This is a genomic window from Pseudomonas sp. PA-5-4B (genome assembly GCF_021606215.1).
Taxonomy (GTDB): Bacteria; Pseudomonadota; Gammaproteobacteria; order Pseudomonadales; family Pseudomonadaceae; genus Aquipseudomonas; species Aquipseudomonas edaphica.
The window spans coordinates 11,891-32,174 of the sequence record NZ_WKDB01000070.1; the positions used below are offsets into that span (position 1 = coordinate 11,891).

Consider the following 20,284-nt stretch of genomic DNA (forward strand, 5'->3'; position numbering starts at 1 on the left):
GGGAGCTGGCTTGCCTGCGATCGGGCCATCAACAGCACTGAGTCACTTACAGGCTCAACTGCCGATTCGACGCCTTGATGAACGCTTTCTTCAAGTCCTCAAAGGTATGCACCGCAGGGAACTGCGGAAACTCGCGAATCACGTTTTCTGGCGCATGGAACAGAATCCCACGGTCAGCTTCACCCAGCATCGTGGTGTCGTTGTAGGAATCGCCAGCGGCGATCACGCGGTAGTAAAGGGTCTTGAACGCCAGCACGGATTGGCGCTTAGGGTCTTTCTGACGCAGTTGATAGCTCACCACTCGATCATTTTCATCAGTGATCAGGCGGTGGCACAACAAGGTCGGGAAACCTAGCTGGCGCATCAACGGCTGGGAGAATTCGTAGAAGGTGTCCGACAGAATCACCACCTGGAAGCGTTCGCGCAACCAGTTGACGAACTCGATGGCGCCGTCCAGCGGCTTGAGGGTCGCGATTACTTCCTGGATATCGGCGAGTTTGAGGCCATGCTCGTCAAGAATGCGCAGACGCTGCTTCATCAACACGTCGTAATCGGGAATGTCACGGGTGGTTGCCCGCAGGGATTCAATACCGGTTTTTTCGGCGAAGGCAATCCAGATTTCCGGAACCAGCACCCCTTCCAGGTCGAGACAGGCAATTTCCACAAGACACTCCTATTGGATGTTGTTAGTTGAGCGAGCAAAAGGACTGCCGAACTCTAGCGATTCAAGCGCGGCGCCGCAACGCAGAGCGGATTTTGATACCATCACTCCCCTATAGAGCGCTCAGCGCCACTGACCTGTAGGAACCGTCCTGATGAACCAAGCCTTCGACGTCGCTGAACTCGCCGCGACTTATGCCAACAAATCCGCCCAGGACATTCTCAAGCTGGCATTCAGCCAGTTCGGTGATGACCTGTGGATTTCCTTCAGCGGTGCCGAGGATGTGGTGCTGGTCGATATGGCTTGGAAGCTGAACAAGAACGTCAGGGTGTTCAGCCTCGACACCGGCCGTCTGCACCCGGAGACCTACCGGTTTATCGAGCAGGTGCGCGACTTCTACAAAATCGACATCGAGCTGATCTCGCCGGACCAGAGCAAGCTGGAACCCTTCGTCAAGGAAAAGGGCCTTTTCAGCTTCTATAAAGACGGCCATGGTGAATGCTGCGGCGTGCGCAAGATCGAACCGCTGCGGCGCAAACTGTCCGGCGTAAACGCCTGGGCCACCGGCCAACGGCGCGACCAAAGCCCCGGCACCCGCAGCCAGGTGGCGGCGCTGGAGATCGATACAGCGTTCTCCACCCCGGAGCGCACCCTGTACAAATTCAACCCGCTGGCGCAGATGACCAGCGAGGAAGTCTGGGGCTATATCCGCATGCTGGAGCTGCCCTACAACAGCCTGCATGAGCGCGGTTTTATCAGCATCGGCTGCGAGCCCTGCACCCGCCCGGTATTGCCTAACCAGCATGAGCGCGAAGGCCGCTGGTGGTGGGAAGAAGCCACGCAGAAGGAATGCGGGCTGCATGCTGGGAATATCATCAGCAAGGCTTGAGGGCTGACGCGGTAAAAATGTGGGAGCGGGCTTGCCCGCGATTGCGGTGGATCAGTCACTTATAAGTCGACTGAGAGGCCGCCTTCGCGGGCAAGCCCGCTCCCACATTTTGTTTTGGGCAGCCCATATAAATGTACACACTAATGTAACCATAAGTGCCATTTATGTGTGCAATCCGTATTCTCCCGCACCAAAACGTAACACTCATTTCCTAACGCTGCTTCCCTCTAAAATAAAGCGCCTCCCCACAAAAAATAAATACCTGTTCAATCGGTCAATTTATATTGCTTTTAATTCAGCAATTTATTTAACAAACCTATAAAAACGAAATTAGCACTGATTTTCATAGACCCAAAACTGGCACGCATGTGGCTTAAGGTGAATTGCTCTTTGTATACAATAAATACAAAACATACATACACTTTGCCATCTGCAGCGTTCCTGCAGATGCGCCGGAGCCTGCCGGAATGCGTACAAGCCTCTCGAATGACATCGCACTGGATCTGCCCTCCTCCGCCCTGAACCTCGAGGCCGCAAGCCCCGGCCCATTGGTGCTCAGCCCGCGCCTGCACAACAAGGACCTGGCTCCCACCAAAGCCGAAGGCCGACGCTGGGGGCGCTACAGCATCTTCGCGTTGTGGACCAACGACGTGCACAACATCGCCAACTATTCGTTTGCCATCGGCCTGTATGCGCTGGGCCTCGGCGGCTGGCAGATTCTGCTGTCCCTGGGGATCGGCGCAGCGCTGGTGTATTTCTTCATGAACTTGTCGGGGTTTATGGGCCAGAAAACCGGCGTGCCGTTTCCGGTGATCAGCCGTATCAGTTTCGGCATCCATGGTGCGCAGATCCCGGCGCTGATCCGTGCGGTGATTGCGATCGCCTGGTTTGGTATCCAGACCTACCTGGCCTCGGTGGTTTTCCGTGTGTTGCTGTCGGCAATTCATCCAGGATTTGCCGACTATGACCACAACTCCATTCTCGGCCTGTCGACCTTGGGTTGGGCGTGTTTCATCACGATCTGGTTTGTGCAACTGGCGATCCTGGCGTACGGCATGGAAATGGTGCGCCGCTATGAAGCCTTCGCCGGGCCGGTGATTCTGGTGACCGTGGCTTCGCTGGCCGGTTGGATGTACTTCCAGGTCGGCGGCAATATTGCCTGGTCGATCCGCGAGCCTTTGAGCGGTGGCGAGATGTGGCGCAACATCTTTGCCGGTGGCGCGCTGTGGCTGAGCATCTATGGCACGCTGATCCTCAATTTTTGCGATTTCGCGCGCTCCTCGCCGTGCCGCAAGACCATCCTGGTCGGTAACTTCTGGGGTTTGCCGGTAAATATCCTGGTGTTTGCCGCGATCACCGTGTTGCTCTGCGGCGGGCAATTCCAGCTCAATGGCCGGGTGATCGAAAGCCCGACCGAAATCATTGCGGCCATCCCGAATACCTTCTTCCTCGTGCTCGGCTGCCTGGCGTTCCTGATCGTTACCGTGGCGGTGAACATCATGGCCAACTTTGTCGCGCCAGCCTTTGTGCTCAGCAACCTGGCGCCCAAGTACCTGAACTTCCGGCGGGCCGGGCTGATCAGCGCCACCGTGGCGGTGCTGATCCTGCCGTGGAACCTCTACAACAGCCCGCTGGTGATCGTGTATTTCCTCTCCGGGCTGGGTGCGCTGCTGGGGCCGTTGTATGGGGTGATCATGGTCGATTATTGGCTGATCCGTAAAAGCCAGGTGGATGTACTGCAACTGTATAGCGAAGACCCGAATGGCGTTTATTACTACAGCCGTGGGGTCAATTTACGCGCGGTCGCGGCGTTTATTCCTGCGGCAATCATCGCCATTCTGCTGGCACTGTTACCCGGTTTTGCCAGCGTCGCACCGTTTTCCTGGCTGTTTGGCGCCGGTATTGCAGGGCTGTTGTACTTGCTGATCGCCAAGCGCCAAACGTTCTACGCCGATGTCAGCGGCGAAAGCATTGCAGTCGATAACGCCAGTCATTAATCAAGGACATTCCATGCGCATCCTCGTGGTCAACGTCAACACCACCGCGTCAATCACCGACACCATCGCCCAGCAGGCGCGGGCTGTGGCTTCACCAGGCACCGAAATCGTCGGGCTTACCCCGTACTTTGGCGCCGAATCGGTGGAAGGCAACTTTGAAAGCTACCTGGCCGCCATCGCCGTGATGGACCGGGTGATGGCCTACGACCAACCGTTTGATGCGGTGATCCAGGCCGGCTACGGCGAACATGGCCGTGAAGGTTTGCAGGAATTGCTCAACGTGCCGGTGGTGGACATCACCGAAGCGGCGGCCAGCACGGCGATGTTTCTGGGCCATGCCTATTCGGTGGTCACCACCCTGGACCGCACCGTGCCGTTGATCGAAGACCGCCTGAAACTCGCAGGTCTCTATCAACGCTGCGCCTCGGTGCGCGCCAGCGGCATGGCGGTGCTGGAGCTGGAAGAAGACCCGCTGGCCGCCATGGAAGCCATCGTGCGCGAGGCGGAGCTGGCCATTCGCGACGACAAGGCCGAAGTGATCTGCCTGGGCTGCGGCGGCATGGCCGGGCTGGATGAGCAGATTCGCCAGCGTACCGGCGTGCCGGTGGTAGACGGCGTCACGGCGGCGGTAACCATTGCCGAATCGCTGGTGCGCCTGGGGTTGTCGACGTCGAAGATCAGGACTTACGCAACGCCAAGGCCGAAGAAAGTGATCGGCTGGCCAGGCCGATAGACCGAGGCGCCTGCATCGCGGGCAAGCCCGGCTCCCACAGTGGGTCGCATTCCGCTGTGGGAGCCGGGCTTGCCCGCGATGGCCGCGACTCGGTAGATGGTAGTGATCAAATCGCGCTGAATGCTTGCCCCAGCTTCTGCTCGGCAAACTGCTCGATGATGAAGTCGACAAATGCTCGGGTCTTGCCGGGCAGCAGTTTGTGTTCGGCGTAATAGATAGAGATGTTGCCGTCGTCGACATACCAATCGGGCAGTACGCGTACCAACTTACCGCTCGCCAGCCAAGGCACGGCAAACGGCATGCTCACCAGCGCAATGCCCAACCCCTGGTCTGCCGCGACGCAGGCCGCCTGGGAATCGCTCATGGTCATGCGCGCCTTGAGGTTCAACGGGCCGTGCTCGCCGTGGCGACCGGTCAGTTGCCAGGAACGCACACGGCCGGTTTGTGGCGAACGAATCAGGATGCCATCGCAGTGCTCAAGGTCTGCCGGCTGCACAACCTCCGCATGTGCCGTCAGGTAATCGGGCGAGGCCACCAGCACTCGATGCGCCGGCGCGAGCTTGCGTGCGACCACCCCCTGAGGCAGTTCAAACCCACCGCCCAGTGCGGCGTCAAAGCCCTGCCCAATCAGATCGACCTGACGGTTATCAAAATGCCAGTCGGGGCTGATACCCGGGAAGCGCTTCAGAAACTCGCCCAGCAACGGCACGATGTACAAACACCCCACCACCGTGCCCATGCTCACTTTCAAGGTGCCCACCGGCCGCCCTTCGGCGCTGGCCAAGTTAGCCACGGCATTCTGGATGGTGGTGAGACTGGCGCTGACTTCTTCGAGAAACAGCTTGCCGGCTTCCGTCAGCGTCAGCCGCCGGGTGCTACGCTGAAACAGCCGAACACCCAGGCGTGCTTCCAGCTTCGCGACGCTTTTACCGACTGCCGCCGGGGTCAAACTCAGATGCCGGGCGGCTTCGGCAAAGCTGCCACCTTCGGCGCTGCGCACAAAACATTCGATACTGCCAAAGCTCTCCATATCGACCACTCTAAACTTTTGGTTTACACAGACTATAGCAATCACGGTCTACCGGCTTGGGTGGGTGAGGCCGATACTCGGTCCATCAACTACTTGGAGAACGACATGACCACACACAATCTCAGCGGCAAAGTTGCATTGATCCAGGGCGGTTCCCGCGGTATTGGCGCCGCCATCGTCAAACGTCTGGCAGCGCAAGGTGCAGCCGTTGCTTTTACCTACGTCAGCTCTGCCGCCAAGGCCGAGGCACTGCAAAACAGCGTGATCAGCGCAGGCGGCAAAGCCTTGGCCATTCAGGCCGACAGTGCCGATGCCACGGCGATTCGCAACGCCGTCAACGCCACCGTCGAAGCCTTTGGGCGCCTGGATATCCTGGTGAACAACGCCGGCGTGCTGGCCATCGCGCCACTGGAAGATTTCAAGCTGGAAGACTTCGACCAGACCCTGACGATCAATGTGCGCAGTGTATTTATCGCCACTCAGGAAGCGGCCAAACATATGGGTGAAGGCGGCCGCGTGATCAATATCGGCAGCACCAATGCCGAGCGCATGCCCTTTGGCGGTGGCGGGCCGTATGCGATGAGCAAGGCGGCGCTGGTGGGGCTGACCAAGGGCCTGGCACGGGATCTGGGACCGCGTGGCATCACCATTAACAATGTGCAGCCTGGGCCGGTGGATACCGATATGAACCCGGCGGACAGTGAATTTGCGGCGAGTTTGATGGGGTTGATGGCGGTTGGGCGGTATGGGCAGGTCGAAGAGATTGCCAGCTTCGTGGCGTATCTGGCCGGTCCGGAGGCGGGCTACATCACGGGTGCGAGCTTGACCATTGATGGTGGTTTCAGCGCATAACCAAATGTGGGAGCTGGCTTGCCTGCGATGGCGATCTTGAGGACGCTATCGCAGGCAAGCCAGCTCCCACATTTTTTTGACCGTGTTGGGTCAGGACATTGGTGGCAAGCCGTAGGCCGCCAGGTCGAAGTCCGCCAGCTTGCGGATGATCTGGTCGGCATGCTGGTACTTGCTGTCGGCCATGGCTTCATCGGGCACGGCGATGGCGGTCATGTGGGCAGCCTTGGCGGCGGTCACGCCAAACGGCGAGTCTTCAAACACCAGGCAATCCTCGGGCGCGACACCCAAGCGGCGGGCGGCGGTGAGGAAGATATCCGGCGCGGGTTTGGCGGCACCCACTTCTGGGTCATCGGCGGTGACGATGGTGCCGAACAAGCCAAACCACTCACGGTGCAAGGTGGTCTTGTGGCCAAACGAATTGCGCGACGAACTGGTGCCCACGGCAATCGGGATGTTGTGCGCCTTCAAGTGTCGCACCAGCGCTTCTGCACCCGGCATGCCCAAGGCCTTGGGGAAACGCTCGCTCATCAGCGGTTCGCGAATCAGCAGAAACTCTGCCGGGGTGATCGGCAAGTCCAGCGCCTTCACCACATATTCAGCCAGGTCCTGAGCGCCCCGGCCGATGATGTGCTGCTTGATGCCCCAGTCGTAGGTGCGGCCGTAGCGTTCGGCGATAATCTGTGTGACTTCGGTGTAGATACCTTCAGTGTCCAGCAACAACCCGTCCATATCGAAAATCACGGCCTTGATCGGACCGACTGGAGTACGCGGTACATTCATCGCAACAGCACCTTGGGGAAGGACTAAAAGGTTTCAGCACAATAGCGGCCTACAGCGTAGGTAAGCAACCTTGGCGGCCCTCCACCCTGCGGCGCTATTCAAGGTGCCCACAATGCGCTGTACTTGTATGACTTCAACCGCAGCAACACACCGAAAAAGCTGCGCGTGTTTATCGACTACCTGCAAACTCAACGCCAGCCCTGATAAAAGCGAACCTCTTCATGCTCTATCGCATTGCCGCCGACAGCCTGGTGCTGTTCCACCTGTGTTTTATCCTGTTCGTGCTGTTTGGCGGGTTGCTGGCCCTCAAGTGGCGGCCGGTGATGTGGCTGCACCTGCCCGCCGCGGCCTGGGGCGTGGCGGTGGAAGTGTTCCACCTGCCCTGCCCGCTGACCCGCTGGGAGAACATGCTGCGCCACCTCGCCGGGCAGGACGGTTATGGCGGCGGTTTTATCGAGCATTACATTCTTACGCTGATCTACCCGGCCGGGCTGACCCCACAGATTCAACTGGGGCTGGGCGCCGTGGTGTTGCTGATCAACAGTGCGGTGTATGTACGCTTGATCAGACAGCGTCAGGCAAACACCCCAGACCGAGCAACGTAGCTTCCACCGCCTGCTCCAGCGGCGTGTGCGGCTCGCGCCCCAAAGCCGCGACCAAGCGCTGGTTATCCAGACGCAATGGGGTTTGCCACAGGTAACGCATCTCCTGCATTTCGCGAAGGGTGACGACAAAGGGCGCGGCCACTTTCAGCAACCACCATGGGAAACGACCTACGCGTGGTTGCTGGCCCGTCCTGCGCAACACCACCTGCTGGATCGCCTGGGTCATCTGCGTGCCATCCGTGTCCATATGCCCGGCCATATGAAAGCGCGCAAAAGCCTCCAGGGTTGACCGGCGTTCAAGCAACTCGACCATGGTGCGCGCCACATCCGGCAAATAAGCCCATTGATGCGCCACACCCGGTGCGCCCGGATAACTGATGGCGTGTACCGGTTTACCGGGCTTGATCAAGCCTTGGGCAAACCAGTTGTTGGCCACCCGAGCGCCGAAAAAATCCCCGGCGCGCACAATCAACACACGGGCGCCACGGCGGGACGCCTGTTCCAGACGCTGCTCGAGTTGTACGCGGATAGCCCCCTTGCGCGTTTGCGGGTGCTGCGGCGAATCTTCATACAGCACCGGAAACACATCCGGCCCGAAGTTGTAGACCGTGCCCGGCAACACAATCGTCGCGCCCTCGGCGATGGCCGCCGCAATGCTGTTGTCGATCATCGGCATGACCAGCTCAGCCCAATTGCGGTAACCCGGTGGGTTGACGGCATGTACGATCACCGCACAACCACGGGCCGCCGCGCGTACCTCATCACGGTTGAGCGCGTCGCCCTCGATCCAGGAAAAGTCGGCATTCGCGCGGCGCGCCTTGCCCACATCCCGCGTCAGTGCACACACCTCCCAGCCTGCCGCGTGCAGTTGCCGCGCCACTTCACCGCCGATCCCGCCGGTTGCCCCCAGCACCAGAACCTTGCTCATGACCTTCTCCTACATTCGTTGGTGAGGCCATTGTGTGTGCAGCCTTGCTATAGATAAATTGCCGAAGACCATCCTGCCGCTATACATTTATGCATGGCATCGACTATTGGATGGGAGCTTTACCGGTCGTTCCTTGGCGTACTCAAGGAGGGATCGTTATCGGGTGCCGCGCGGCAGCTCGGTATCACACAGCCTACGGTGGGCCGGCACATCGCTGCGCTCGAAGCCGAACTGGGCGTGGTGCTGTTTACCCGTTCGCCTGCCGGGCTGTTGCCGACGGCGGTGGCCCACACCTTGCGCGCCCATGCCGAAACCATGGAACGCACCGCCGCCGCCCTGGAGCGCGCCGCGTCTGCCCACGGCGATGAAGTGCGCGGGGTGGTGCGGGTGTCGGCCAGCGAGGTGGTCGGCGTGGAAGTACTGCCGCCGATCATCACCCAATTGCGCCGCGAGCACCCGCACTTGCGGGTTGAACTGGTGCTGACCAACCGCCTCAGCGACCTGCTGCAATTGGAGGCCGACATCGCCGTGCGGATGGTCCGCCCCAGCCAGGAGCAACTGCTGGCGCAGCGCGTCGGCCTGATCGAAGTGGGACTGCACGCCCGCGACGATTACCTGCAACTGCAGGGCGTCCCTTTGCAGATGCAAGACCTGGCTGGCCATTCAGTGATCGGCTTCGACCAGGAAAACGCGTTTATCCGCAGCCTGGCGATCAAGGGCTTTGAACGCAGCGCCTTCGCCATCAGCAGCGACAGCGACCTGGCGCAATTGGCGCTGATCCGCGCCGGTGCCGGTATCGGCGGCTGCCAGGTGCAACTGGCCAAGCGCGACCCGCGTTTGCGCCGGGTACTGCCAGATGGCTTTGCGCTCAAATTGGACACCTGGGTGACCATGCACGAAGACCTGCGCAACAGCCCGCGCTGCCGGGTGACATTCGACGCGCTGGTGCAAGGTTTGCAGCGTTACGTACAGGATTGAGACAGCTTCACTGGTAAAGAATCAGTCTCCCTCAGTCCCTTCATAGACGCCCCCATGTCCGAAGCCTTCGAAGTCCCCAGCCCCCACGAAAAACACATCGAACACACCACCGAACATGCGCACGGGCGCGGTGACAATTTCGCCAGCCGCATCGCCGTAATGACCGCGTTGATGGCCACCCTGGGTGCCATGCTCAGCTACCAGGCCGGCTCCACCGAAAGCGAAGCGGCCATGGACAAGAACAACGCCGCCATCATCAAGACCGAAGCCGCCAACCAGTGGAACTACTACCAGGCCAAATCCAGCCGCCAGAACCTGGCGGAGCTGGCCACGCATATTCCGGGTGTAGATGCCGCGCATTACAAGGACGAAATCGAGCGCTACAAGGGCCAGAAGGAGGAGGTGCGCAAACAGGCCGAGAAGCTTGAGGCGACATCCAAGGAATGGGACCAGAAATCCGAAGAGGCACTGCACCAGCATCACCGCTGGGCACAGGCAATGACCGCGATTCAGATCGCGATTTCGTTGGCGGCGATTACGTTGTTGACGCGTAAAGAGTGGCTCAAGCGCCTGTCCTACACCGCAGGTGGAGTGGCGATGGTGCTGGGTAGCCTGGCCTGGCTGCACCTCTGACAGCATGTGGGAGCTGGCTTGCCTGCGATGGCGGTGGGTCAGGCAACATCACTGTTTGCTGAACCACCGCCATCGCAGGCAAGCCAGCTCCCACATTTGATCTGTGGTGTTTTAACGGTTGGGTTCCATCTCGGCATCGCTATATAGTAAAACGCATAACGACCAGCACAGCCTGACTGCGAGGGAACACCGGTGACTGCACAACCCAAAGAAGCCGTGGGCGCCGCCTACAGCATCGACGCCATGCGCTACGCCCAAGCCATGACCTGGCAAGCCATCGAACACCTCGCCCAACGCATCCGCCCCGGCATGCTTGAATCCGAGGCTCGCGAGCTGGGCAAACAGGTACTCACTGAGCTCGACATGCAACGCATCTGGCACCCGCTGCTGGTGCGTTTCGGCGCCAACACCCTCAAGGCTTTCAACCAACGCTCCGAAGGCGACCCGGTGCTGGCTGAAAACGATATCTTCTTCATCGACATGGGCGCCGTGTGGCAAGGCCATGAAGGCGACGCCGGTGCCACCTTCACCGTTGGCGACGACGCGGACATGATCGCCTGCGCCAACGCCGCCAAGGCGCTGTTCGACCGCGTACAATCGCGCTGGCAAAACGACCAGGTCGCAGGCCTTGAGCTTTACCGCTACGCCCAAGAGCAAGCCCAAGCCATGGGCTGGCGCTTGAACCTCGACATCAAGGGCCACCGCGTCAGTGACTTCCCCCACGCCATCCATCGCGGCGGCGACCTGGGCGATTTCGAGCATTACCCGAATGCCGGGCTGTGGATCCTGGAAATCCAGATCGCCCACCCGAGCAAGCCCTACGGCGCTTTTTACGAAGACCTACTCGCTTAAGGAACATCCATGGAACGCTCCACCCAATTTCCCGTGCTGCTGTTTTCCTACGGCACCTTGCAGGACAAAGCCGTGCAACTCGCCAACTTCGGCCGGGAACTGGTCGGCCAGCACGACGCCATGCTCGGCTATGCGCAAAGCTGGGTAGAAATTACCGACCCGCAAGTGCTCGCCACCAGCGGCAAGACCCATCACCCGATTGTCGCGCGCACCGAGGAAAAGGCTGCCAGCGTTGAAGGCATGGTCTTTCAGATTAACGAGCAGGAACTGGCGGCAGCGGATGCGTATGAGGTGTCGGACTATAAGCGCGTGTCCGTGGCGTTGGCTTCGGGTCTTACAGCGTGGGTGTACGTGCAGGTGTGAAAATGAAACATCCAGGTAATTGATTTCAATCTGCCAATGCAGGAATTAAAGTAGCGCCCCCTCGAGAATTGAATCCCGAGGGTCAGTCCATGGAGTTTCACAGTGAAGTACGTCAGTAAAGTAGTTGCAGCAGCTGTTCTCGGTTTCACCCTCGCAGGCTGCACCGGCACCGCCATCAAATCCCCGCAGTACGACAGCAGCCAATACACCGTTTTGGGCCACAGTGAAGGCAGTGCCACCGGCATCATGTTGCTCGGCGTCATCCCGATCGGCCAGAACAACCGCTTCGTGCGCGCCCAGGATGCCGCCATCAAGGCCAAAGGCGGCGACGCGCTGATCAACACCCAAGTGCAGGAAAAATGGTTCTGGGCCTGGGTACTGAATGGTTACACCACCAAGATTTCGGGTGATGTGATCAAGCTGAAAACCGCGCAGTAAGTATCAAGTTGTCAGGGCGCAGACCCTGGCAAGCGACGTATCATGGGCCAACCATTCGAGGACGGCCCATGAACCTCAGTATTCTCTACGCACTCGCCGCTGCTGCCCTGTTCGGCGCCAGCACGCCGCTCGCCAAAAGCCTCGGCCTGAACCTTTCGCCCGTACTGCTCGCCGGCCTGCTCTACCTCGGCAGCGGTCTAGGCCTGGCCTGCGTGCGCCTTATCCGTGATCGCGGCTGGAAACCCAGCGGGCTGACCCGTGCTGAATGGCCCTGGCTGCTCGGCGCCATCGCCTTCGGTGGCATCCTCGGCCCGGTTGCCTTGATGTTCGGCCTCACGCGCACCGCCGGCGCGACCGCCTCCCTGATGCTCAACCTTGAATCGGTGCTGACTGCCGTGATCGCCTGGCTGGTGTTCAGAGAAAACGCCGACCGCCGCATCGTCCTCGGCATGCTCGCGATCGTGCTGGGCGGCGTGGTGCTGTCATGGTCCGACGGCGGCGGCGCCAGCCACGACTGGACCGGGCCGTTTGCCGTGGCGGTAGCTTGTTTGTGCTGGGGGATTGATAACAACCTGACGCGCAAGGTCTCGGCCTCGGACGCGCTGTTTATCGCCGGAGCCAAGGGGTTGATTGCCGGGCTGGTGAATAGCAGCCTGGCGCTTTACCTCGGCGCGCAAATACCGGGTGTGGCACAGCTGGCGCCCATCTTGTTGGTTGGGTTTTTGGGGTATGGCATCAGCCTGGTCATGTTTGTGCTGGCGTTACGCGGGCTGGGCAGCGCGCGCACGGGCGCTTACTTCTCAACGGCGCCGTTCCTCGGCGCGGCTGTTGCCCTGCTGATGTTTGGGGAATCGGTGACAGTGGCGTTCTGGATTGCATCAGCGCTGATGGCCGTGGGCGTGTGGCTGCACCTGACGGAGCGGCATGCCCATGAGCATCTGCATGAAGCGACGGAACATGGGCATCGGCATGTGCATGATGAACATCATCAGCATGAGCACGGGTTTGAGTGGGACCCGGCGCAGCCGCATAGCCATGTGCATGTTCATAGTGTGATGCGGCATAGCCATGCGCATTTTCCGGATGTGCATCATCGGCATCGGCATTGAGGGCCGGCAGTTCACAAAATGTATTAGGGCGGCTCGATTGGCCGCCCTTTTAGCGAAATACGGTTACGTTCAGGCGTAGCGCCCCTTGTAACCTTTATGCTCGTACTCCCAGCCCTTGCACGCCAGCCCCACATGCTTGGGAATCAAAGCAGCGCCGCTGCTATAGGCGGTGATGGTCCTGCGAGAGAACCCCAACTCCACAGCAGCTGCGGAAAGGGACAGGTTGTTACTGAGCATCCACTGCCGGAAATCCTGTGTCAGCATCACCTCACCGGATTGCTCCAATGCTAGACGGTGCAGCGTGACAGCTGACAGTTCGAGGTCGTTACCCCACGTCACATCAAACCCCCACTCACCGACTTCTACTTGGCTAAATCGAGCCAAATCCAGAAGAGGTTTGAGGATCGGAAAGGCATTTATATGATCGAGAAGATCAACGGTATGCCGCTTGCCGTTATTCCATTCGATCTGTAAGGCACGCTTGCCGGCAACTGGTTGCACAGCAGAGATGCGAAGCTTGCTGGTCATAAGTCAGTTCCTCCGGTTTTGTTCATCCCATACGCGCTTGAGATCCGCGATATGAGCTTTTGCCCAAAGCAGGGCGGCTTTCAAGGCCTTTGTTTCTGCCCCTGTACCGAGCACAACAAGCCCTTCTATCTGAACCAGCGACTCGCCATCCGGCGTCTGCACGTGAAAGTGCGGCGGCGCGTGGTCGTCGGGATAGATTTTTATTTTCCAGTTTCGTTCACTGTGAAGGGTCGCCATGGAGACGGATGCTAGAGAAAAAATTTCCCTAGCACAATTGTAATTTCAAACGTTTACTCGATTTGCCACTCCCGAGGTTGCAGGGTTCGTAGGTAGGACTGCCCATGCCCAGCAATCCAGGCAACGTCCTACAAACCGTTCAGAAGCGTCGGCCTCGCACTTCAAAATCGTCGAGCCTATAGTCACTCGGTCGCCCATATGGCGGCCGGGTTTGGCGACTCGATGATAAGACGGAATGTAAACGACGCTATTTCAGGCGACTGCCATTTTTGGCTGTAGACCATGAAAACTCCGTCGTTATTATCTTTGTCTCAATGGATTTAACGCATGAACCAATACATAGCCCTCACCAGCAACGACAGCGCCACCCCCGCCCTTTTTGTCGATACCACCGTCCCCCTGGAAATCCTCCTCGACGCCGCGAGTTTTCGGCTGCGTGCCGTCACCCAAGTCCTTGAGAACCTTGCACTGCGCAGCGAGATCAGCAGTGATGCCGTTGTTCTCAGTGATTTTGCCCTGCTGTGCTCAATCCCGTTGCGCGACGGCTGCGATTTGCTGGACGTCATAGGCCGACGCATGGATGTACCCGGCGCGTGATCTAGAAACGGCAGCTTTCAAACTCCAGAGATCACAAAACCCCTGGTTTCTCCCGAAATCAGGGGTTTAATTGCCTCGCATGGAGCCCGTGACAAGACTCAAATAAATCTGTCCTTTTCCTTTCTCAGACGGCGGCTTTAGCATCCACCTGGTAAAAATCCGCCATGTAATCCACAAACGCCCTGACCTTGGGCGCCAAGTGCCGGGATTGCGGGTACAGCGCGTAATAACGCCACTCGCCCATCGAGTAGTTGGGCAGGATGGGCACCAGTTGCCCTTGCGCCAGGTTGTTGCGCACCGTCGCATGCGTGAAGCAGCCGATGCCTGCGCCGGCCAGTGTGGCGGCGTGCAAGGCAGTGATGGTGTTGGTCTTGAATTGGCCTTTGGGCGTGACGCTCACGGTTGCACCACGGGCCGAGGTGAGTTGCCAGTCTGACGCCTCCCCGACAAACCTCAGCAAGCGGTGCTCGTCGAGTTCCTGGGCGGTGCGCGGTAAACCGTGGGTGTGGATGTAGGCAGGCGACGCCACCAGCACGCGTTTTGAAACAGTCAAGGTGCGGGCGATCAGCGTGGTATCACCCAACGCGCTGGCGATGCGGATGGCGACATCAAAGCCCTCGGCCACCAAGTCAACGAATCTGTCGTCGCAGCACAGTTCAAGTTCGATATCGGGATAACGCTTCTGGAACCCCGGCAGCCAATGCGGCAAGTCCAGCGTGCCCACCACCAGCGGCACACTGACCCGCAACAGGCCTTCGGGGCGCTGATGCCCCTGTGCCATGGCCTGGGTAGCCGCATCGAGGCGGTCAAGAATATCGACACAGGCTGCGAAGTACTGCTCCCCAGGGCCGGTCAGGCTGAAACGTCGGGTATTGCGGTTGATCAACTGAACGCCCAGTTCAAGTTCCAGCTGCTGCAACTGCCGAGATATCGTCGAGTGGGTAGTGTCCAGCCGCTCTGCCGCAGCAGAGAAGCCCTTGGCCTCGACAATGCACCGAAAGGCGCGCATGGCAGATAGCTGGTTCATGAAGCGGGCGTTACTCCAATGAGTGATCAGGCTGATCAGTGAACCGGCAAGGCGACGATTTGCGCGGTGGTCAGCACTGAACCGAAGGTGTCTTCGATCTCGGCCAGCGCCGAGTCATGCAGTTGGTCTTTGGTCACCGAACGCCCATTGGCGCGAGAGATGGCGCGGGTTGCCGTGGCGTCGGATGCTACCACAACGTCGTAGCCCAACGGCGTGGCGTCGCGGGCCGCAGCGGCGACACAGGCGTGGGTCATGAGGCCGGAAATGATCAGCGTCTTGATCCCGGCTTTCTTCAGCTGGGCATCAATATCGGTGCTGGCGAACACGCTGACGGTGGTTTTCTGAATAACCTTGTCCTGCGGGCGTGGCTGCATCAGCGGATGGAAATCCACGGTCTTGCCATCTTTGGCAAATACTGCGGCGCCATTTGGAGCGATGTGCTGCACGTGGATCACCTGGATGTGTTCCTTGTCTGCGAAGGCAATCAGGCGCTGAGTGTTTTCCAGGGCTTTCATGCCATCCGGGATCGGCATGCGGCCGGTGTAGTACTCATTCTGGAAGTCGATCACCAACAGTGCGGTGGTCTTGGCGTCCAGTTTGTCAGTTGGCTTGGCACCGAACATGGCGCGAATGGTTGGGTGTGGGTTAGCCGGTGCCTCGGCGGCGGCAGCAAACTGGCCGAGGCCCATCATCAAGCCCAGGCCGATGACGGCAGATTTGAACAGCTTGGGCAGAAGGCGGCTCGATGGAGTGGCGAATGTGCAAGTCATGATGCAGTCCTGTTTGACGAGTTGAATTAGGGTGCTGAAAGGCCGACCGTTAGCGCACAGACAAGCCGACGACCTGGGACGTGGTCAGCACGTCACCAAAAGTGTCTTCAATCTCAGCGAGTGCCGAGGCATGCAGTTGGTCCTGGGTCACCGACTCACCGTTGGCACGGGTGATTGCCCGGGTTGCCGAGGCATCGCTAGCAACCACAATGGCGTAGCCCAATGCCGCACCATCACGGGCCGCACCCGCGACACAGGCGTGAGTCATCAAGCCGCAGATGATCAGGGTACGGATGCCCTGGTGCTGAAGTTGGTTGTGCAGGTCAGTGCTGGCGAACACGCTGACGCTGGTCTTCTGCACCAGTGTGTCTTGAGCGCGCGGCTGCATCAGTGGGTGGAAATCGACGGTGTTGCCGTCCTGGGCAAACACTGCGGAACCGGCCGGTGCGAGGTGCTGGATGTGAATGACCGGGATCTTCTGCTGGTCGGCGAATTCGACCAGGCACTGGGCGTTATGCAGCGCGGCCGCACCTTCGGGGATCGGCATTTTGCCGTTGAAATATTCGTTCTGGAAATCGATGACCAGCAGTGCGGTGGTGGCTGGGTCAAGCTGGGTGACGGGCGTTGCGCCAGACATTGCGCGGATGGTCAGTTGAGAGGTGTTGGTCATTTGTGCGTTTCCTTAAACCGTGACGGGGTGAGTGGCGTCGAGTTTAAGGGGGGCTTTCATGTTTGAAATACACACAGGAATGAACAATATCTGTGCAAAAACTGCACATTTATTGCGAAATAAACCGGTCGTGTCCAGCTAATATCAGGCAGTTAAGAGGTCACTTTATTGTGGCGAGCAGGCCACCCCTGTGTTGATCCACGAAGCGGTGTAAGCACTTTCTTACTGGCCCACCAAGAGAAGTGAGCGATTGAATAAATCCGTCCCGTTTTTCAGTGTTAGCCAGTTGAGGTGGGATTGGTATACCAGCCATACCGGATCTGGTATCCACGCTCACAAAAAAGCCCCCCACACTTGGCTTCGATGTGGGGGCCTGTTTTATATAAGTGGCGTTATTCGAATTTCGCTTTCAATCTAACTTTCGTGAACCGTCGCAATCGGCTAATCGAAACCGACCGATCGCTTCTAGAAACCCGGGCTATTTACCTATATCTGGGTGTGGGTGTGAGCCTGTAACGAATCCGGCACACCAGTGCGAATTAACCCACCTTCCTCAATCCACGTTTGGGTCGACTGGTAAGCGCGCTTTAGGAGCTGATCTGTTTGGCTGAAATCGAATACCGAAGCATTTAATGGGCACAAGGGCGCAACAACGTGAATAGACGCCCGCGGAGCGTACAACTCAATATCACGTACCAGTTGACGCATGCTCATTAAATTGAGTGTGTGCAAGGCTAATGCAACGAGCCCGATCGGCGGATTAGGGCAGGCACAACCGAAACCAGTTGGTACCACAACAACACGATTGGCCCCTAGTGAGATCGCACTGGCAATAGGTGTGTTGCTAGCCACGCCACCGTCAATTAAGAGTTTGTTACTTATTCGGACGGGTGGAAACACCAGCGGGATCGCTGCGCTGGCGAGTAATGCCTGCTCAGCACTGCCACTGGAAAGTAACTCTTCAGCACCGCTGAGCAGATTGGTGGTGACGATATACAAAGGCAACTCAGTATCTTCGATCAATTTCACCGGCAGCGACCGGCGCACCAGGTGTTGTAACGCTGAAGCGCGTAGAAGATATCCACGACGTCGCAATATTGCCGTCAGGGTGTCGATTACAGAAAATGGAAACACATCCGCCTTTCGCAAACCCCGCCAGAAGTCAGCGAGCTCAGCGATCCCCTGCGCATTCGGCCTGGCTGCGAAATACGCACCATTGATGGCCCCGACAGATGCGCCGACCACCAGATCGAATCTAATGCCGTCTTCCACAAGAGCTTGCAACATTCCAACCTGAACCGCACCGAGGCTACCGCCACCTGCGAGAACGAGTGCAGTTTTTACAGTCGCCATGGCAGACCTCCAGTGGAAATCTCAGTACCATTTTTCGAGTGCCAACATCCAGGCAGTTGGGAAATCACCATGATGCTCACATATCAAAAACAGACTGGTACTCCGCAATTGCCGAAAAAACCTTTAAACGCGCTCGGTGCAAAAGCACTCTTACGTTAGTCAGCGATATTCCGAGGAGCGTAGAAATTTCATCCAGCTCCAATCCAGAGCGCTCTCTCAGTATCAACACGCTTCTTTGCAGATCCGGTAGCGCCTCAAGAGCAACGTTAATTCGAGCATATAGCTCGGATTCGCTCAGAAGTGCTTCGGGGCTATCTTCATGCAACGCCCCAGGCGAAGTGTAGGAAAGATCATCTACAAATAAAACGCTTCTTCCTTCAACCCAAGAGGTACATGGGATACAGTTCGATTCACTGCGCCGAGCTTTGTATCTACATTTCGCCGTATTCGACGTGATCCTTAGCATCCAGGTTTTTAAGCTGGATCGTCTCTGAAATTTCCCCATGCCTCTCACAATCGCAAGCCATGCATCTTGCACTACATCGTCCGCATGGCGCGGCCCCACGATTCCATAAGCTATGGCCCTCATTGCGCCCTGATGCGTGCACACCAAATCACGATATGCGTCTTGTTCTCCGCGCAATAGGCGGTCCAAAAAATGAGCGTCATCCGTGGCGTTCATGGCAGTACCTGACTGTGGTCCTATCATGATCGTAGCTGTCCTTGGCAGGAATGATGGTTCGGATCAAGAAATGCCTGAACCGCTCATCGCACTGCATCGCTTGATGATCTCGGATACTCATCGCACTCGAGCCCTCAAGAGGACATACGGATCAATCCCTCCGCTGGATGCACAGCACAGAGAATCAAATAAGGGAGGAGATTAGGTATGGCAATGAATCGCCTTTGCTTTGATTGACACCATTGAGTTGCAGCTACCTGCCAAAGTTAGCCAACCGCATACCCAATCAACGGCGCAGAGATGCAATGCATCTCGCGAACAAAAAACACACCAAAAATGCGCACTAGTCCCATGACGGCCCCATGGGGCTATTTTTTGGACGCCAAAAACCACAAACCCCCGACTTTCACTAGGAAAATCAGGGGTTTGTGTTTGTAGAATGTGGCGGTGAAGGAGAGATTCGAACTCTCGATACAATTTCTTGTATACACACTTTCCAGGCGTGCTCCTTAAGCCACTCGGACACTTCACCGTATCTCGTCAAACCAGTTCAGTCTGTCGAGGCGCGCTAATGTAGTCGAAAGCCTTTCTGATGGCAAAGGTTTTTTTCAGAATTTTCATGCGCTTAGACGGTTATGCCGTGACTCGCCCGGTGAGGGGTGGTGAATCTGCCATTCTTGGGCATCGGTTGCGGGTGTCTGGCGCGGCGGCTGTGCCTTGCTGCGGGCCGTCTACCCTTGGGAATGCGGGAAAAGTCTGACTGTGTAGTCAGTCACGGCGCTTTACCGGGACGGGCGTGGTGGGTAACGTCTGCGCATGCGCTTCTATTAACAGCCTATCAATAACAATTCCTACAAGGAACCGCGTCATGAGTGAGTTGATTGCCTACCACCTCGAAGACGGTATCGCGACCCTGACCTTGAGCAACGGCAAGGTAAACGCCATTTCTCCAGCAGTGGTTGCTGAGTTCAACGCTGCGCTGGATCAGGCCGAGAAGGATCGGGCGGTGGTGATCATCACCGGCACGCCGGGGATTCTGTCGGGTGGTTATGATTTGAAGGTGATGACCGCTGGCCCTAAAGAAGCCATTGGTCTGGTGACGTCGGGTTCGACGTTGGCGCGGCGCCTGTTGTCGCACCCGTTCCCGGTGATTGTGGCGTGCCCTGGGCATGCGGTGGCCAAGGGTGCGTTCCTGCTGTTGTCGGCGGATTACCGGATCGGCGTGGAAGGCCCGTTCAGCATTGGCCTGAACGAAGTGGCGATCGGCATGACCATGCACCACGCCGGTATCGAGTTGGCGCGGGATCGTCTGCGTAAATCGGCGTTTCATCGCTCGGTGATCAATGCCGAGATGTTTGATCCGCAGGGCGCGTTGGGCGCTGGCTTCCTGGATAAGGTGGTGGCGCCGGAGGAGTTGCACGCAGCGGCCCTGGAAGCGGCGCGGCAGCTGAAGAAGATCAATATGAATGCCCACAAGCACACCAAGTTGAAGGTGCGCAAGGCACTGTTGGAAGCCTTGGATGATGCAATCATTCAGGATCAGGGCCACAACCTGGGCTAATGCCCTATAGC

The 20,284-nt window shown here is 58.2% G+C and carries 24 protein-coding genes and 1 tRNA gene; 13 read left to right on the forward strand and 12 right to left on the reverse strand.

Annotation, left to right across the window (positions count from 1 at the left end; translation table 11 throughout):
• Positions 1 to 46 precede the first annotated feature (46 nt).
• Entirely contained in the window at positions 47 to 664 is a 618-nt protein-coding gene (thrH, locus tag GIW28_RS25325; RefSeq protein WP_017134734.1) for a bifunctional phosphoserine phosphatase/homoserine phosphotransferase ThrH, read from the reverse strand.
• 151 nt (positions 665 to 815) lie between these two features.
• Between thrH and GIW28_RS25330 the strand changes: the two genes are divergently transcribed.
• From GIW28_RS25330 to GIW28_RS25340, 3 genes are all read left to right on the forward strand, one after another.
• Positions 816 to 1,550, forward strand: coding sequence for a phosphoadenylyl-sulfate reductase (locus GIW28_RS25330; RefSeq protein WP_236447314.1), 735 nt, complete (start codon positions 816 to 818; stop codon positions 1,548 to 1,550).
• A gap of 467 nt (positions 1,551 to 2,017) precedes the next feature.
• The gene (locus GIW28_RS25335; protein WP_017134732.1) at positions 2,018 to 3,547 is read left to right on the forward strand and encodes an NCS1 family nucleobase:cation symporter-1; all 1,530 of its coding nucleotides are present in this window, start codon (positions 2,018 to 2,020) and stop codon (positions 3,545 to 3,547) included.
• Positions 3,548 to 3,560: 13 nt separating this feature from the next.
• Positions 3,561 to 4,280, forward strand: coding sequence for an aspartate/glutamate racemase family protein (locus GIW28_RS25340; protein WP_017134731.1), 720 nt, complete (start codon positions 3,561 to 3,563; stop codon positions 4,278 to 4,280).
• A 106-nt stretch (positions 4,281 to 4,386) separates the two neighbouring features.
• Here GIW28_RS25340 and GIW28_RS25345 read toward each other — a convergent pair whose 3' ends face one another.
• Positions 4,387 to 5,310 (reverse strand): LysR family transcriptional regulator, encoded by a 924-nt coding sequence (locus GIW28_RS25345; protein ID WP_017134730.1) that lies wholly within the window; start codon positions 5,308 to 5,310, stop codon positions 4,387 to 4,389.
• 105 nt (positions 5,311 to 5,415) lie between these two features.
• Between GIW28_RS25345 and GIW28_RS25350 the strand changes: the two genes are divergently transcribed.
• Positions 5,416 to 6,162 carry a 3-oxoacyl-ACP reductase family protein gene (locus GIW28_RS25350; protein ID WP_099548784.1) on the forward strand — a complete coding sequence of 249 codons (747 nt, stop codon included), beginning with the start codon at positions 5,416 to 5,418 and terminating at the stop codon, positions 6,160 to 6,162.
• A gap of 90 nt (positions 6,163 to 6,252) precedes the next feature.
• Here the strand turns inward: GIW28_RS25350 and GIW28_RS25355 are convergent, their stop codons facing one another.
• Positions 6,253 to 6,942 carry an HAD-IA family hydrolase gene (locus GIW28_RS25355; RefSeq protein WP_169984992.1) on the reverse strand — a complete coding sequence of 230 codons (690 nt, stop codon included), beginning with the start codon at positions 6,940 to 6,942 and terminating at the stop codon, positions 6,253 to 6,255.
• Between the two features lie 221 nt (positions 6,943 to 7,163).
• Between GIW28_RS25355 and GIW28_RS25360 the strand changes: the two genes are divergently transcribed.
• A complete protein-coding gene (locus GIW28_RS25360; RefSeq protein ID WP_138453754.1) occupies positions 7,164 to 7,547 on the forward strand; it encodes a DUF2784 domain-containing protein in 384 nt (127 codons plus the stop codon).
• On the opposite strand, the gene GIW28_RS25365 is transcribed toward GIW28_RS25360, so the two are convergent.
• The gene (locus GIW28_RS25365; protein ID WP_170039305.1) at positions 7,507 to 8,475 is read right to left on the reverse strand and encodes an NAD-dependent epimerase/dehydratase family protein; all 969 of its coding nucleotides are present in this window, start codon (positions 8,473 to 8,475) and stop codon (positions 7,507 to 7,509) included. The two genes, GIW28_RS25360 and GIW28_RS25365, sit on opposite strands and share 41 nt — an antisense overlap.
• Positions 8,476 to 8,568: 93 nt before the next feature.
• On the opposite strand from GIW28_RS25365, the gene GIW28_RS25370 reads away from it, so the two are divergent.
• The 6 genes from GIW28_RS25370 (at position 8,569) to GIW28_RS25395 (ending at position 12,848) form a co-directional block, all read left to right on the forward strand.
• A complete protein-coding gene (locus GIW28_RS25370; RefSeq protein ID WP_017134637.1) occupies positions 8,569 to 9,453 on the forward strand; it encodes a LysR family transcriptional regulator in 885 nt (294 codons plus the stop codon).
• 54 nt (positions 9,454 to 9,507) lie between these two features.
• Positions 9,508 to 10,086 carry a DUF4337 domain-containing protein gene (locus tag GIW28_RS25375; RefSeq protein ID WP_017134636.1) on the forward strand — a complete coding sequence of 193 codons (579 nt, stop codon included), beginning with the start codon at positions 9,508 to 9,510 and terminating at the stop codon, positions 10,084 to 10,086.
• Between the two features lie 192 nt (positions 10,087 to 10,278).
• Positions 10,279 to 10,938 (forward strand): M24 family metallopeptidase, encoded by a 660-nt coding sequence (locus tag GIW28_RS25380; protein ID WP_236447315.1) that lies wholly within the window; start codon positions 10,279 to 10,281, stop codon positions 10,936 to 10,938.
• A gap of 9 nt (positions 10,939 to 10,947) precedes the next feature.
• Positions 10,948 to 11,301: a gamma-glutamylcyclotransferase family protein gene (locus GIW28_RS25385; protein ID WP_099548780.1), complete on the forward strand. Its 354-nt coding sequence runs from the start codon at positions 10,948 to 10,950 to the stop codon at positions 11,299 to 11,301.
• Positions 11,302 to 11,403: 102 nt separating this feature from the next.
• Complete coding sequence (locus GIW28_RS25390) at positions 11,404 to 11,739, forward strand: hypothetical protein (RefSeq protein ID WP_017138311.1); 336 nt, start codon at positions 11,404 to 11,406, stop codon at positions 11,737 to 11,739.
• A gap of 68 nt (positions 11,740 to 11,807) precedes the next feature.
• A complete protein-coding gene (locus tag GIW28_RS25395; RefSeq protein ID WP_099548779.1) occupies positions 11,808 to 12,848 on the forward strand; it encodes a DMT family transporter in 1,041 nt (346 codons plus the stop codon).
• Between the two features lie 69 nt (positions 12,849 to 12,917).
• Here the strand turns inward: GIW28_RS25395 and GIW28_RS25400 are convergent, their stop codons facing one another.
• On the reverse strand, positions 12,918 to 13,376 hold the full coding sequence (locus GIW28_RS25400; RefSeq protein ID WP_138453641.1) for a DUF2442 domain-containing protein: 459 nt from the start codon (positions 13,374 to 13,376) through the stop codon (positions 12,918 to 12,920).
• 3 nt (positions 13,377 to 13,379) lie between these two features.
• A complete protein-coding gene (locus GIW28_RS25405) occupies positions 13,380 to 13,613 on the reverse strand; it encodes a DUF4160 domain-containing protein (protein ID WP_138453640.1) in 234 nt (77 codons plus the stop codon).
• Positions 13,614 to 13,940: 327 nt separating this feature from the next.
• Between GIW28_RS25405 and GIW28_RS25410 the strand changes: the two genes are divergently transcribed.
• Positions 13,941 to 14,210 (forward strand): short-chain dehydrogenase, encoded by a 270-nt coding sequence (locus tag GIW28_RS25410; protein ID WP_170039313.1) that lies wholly within the window; start codon positions 13,941 to 13,943, stop codon positions 14,208 to 14,210.
• 124 nt (positions 14,211 to 14,334) lie between these two features.
• Here the strand turns inward: GIW28_RS25410 and GIW28_RS25415 are convergent, their stop codons facing one another.
• The 6 genes from GIW28_RS25415 to GIW28_RS25440 all read right to left on the reverse strand — a co-directional run bounded on the left by GIW28_RS25415 (position 14,335) and on the right by GIW28_RS25440 (position 19,244).
• Entirely contained in the window at positions 14,335 to 15,237 is a 903-nt protein-coding gene (locus tag GIW28_RS25415) for a LysR family transcriptional regulator (protein ID WP_236447316.1), read from the reverse strand.
• A gap of 35 nt (positions 15,238 to 15,272) precedes the next feature.
• Positions 15,273 to 16,007, reverse strand: coding sequence for an isochorismatase family protein (locus GIW28_RS25420; protein ID WP_236447317.1), 735 nt, complete (start codon positions 16,005 to 16,007; stop codon positions 15,273 to 15,275).
• Positions 16,008 to 16,056: 49 nt separating this feature from the next.
• Positions 16,057 to 16,677, reverse strand: a complete 621-nt coding sequence (locus GIW28_RS25425; RefSeq protein ID WP_236447318.1) for a cysteine hydrolase family protein — start codon at positions 16,675 to 16,677, stop codon at positions 16,057 to 16,059.
• A gap of 486 nt (positions 16,678 to 17,163) precedes the next feature.
• Complete coding sequence (locus GIW28_RS25430; protein ID WP_099548774.1) at positions 17,164 to 18,030, reverse strand: patatin-like phospholipase family protein; 867 nt, start codon at positions 18,028 to 18,030, stop codon at positions 17,164 to 17,166.
• Positions 18,031 to 18,106: 76 nt separating this feature from the next.
• Positions 18,107 to 18,712: an RNA polymerase sigma factor gene (locus tag GIW28_RS25435; RefSeq protein WP_170039323.1), complete on the reverse strand. Its 606-nt coding sequence runs from the start codon at positions 18,710 to 18,712 to the stop codon at positions 18,107 to 18,109.
• Positions 18,713 to 19,154: 442 nt separating this feature from the next.
• Positions 19,155 to 19,244: transfer RNA gene (locus GIW28_RS25440), tRNA-Ser, on the reverse strand.
• A 336-nt stretch (positions 19,245 to 19,580) separates the two neighbouring features.
• Here GIW28_RS25440 and GIW28_RS25445 point away from each other — a divergent pair.
• Positions 19,581 to 20,273, forward strand: a complete 693-nt coding sequence (locus GIW28_RS25445) for a crotonase/enoyl-CoA hydratase family protein (RefSeq protein WP_017138321.1) — start codon at positions 19,581 to 19,583, stop codon at positions 20,271 to 20,273.
• Positions 20,274 to 20,284 lie beyond the last annotated feature (11 nt).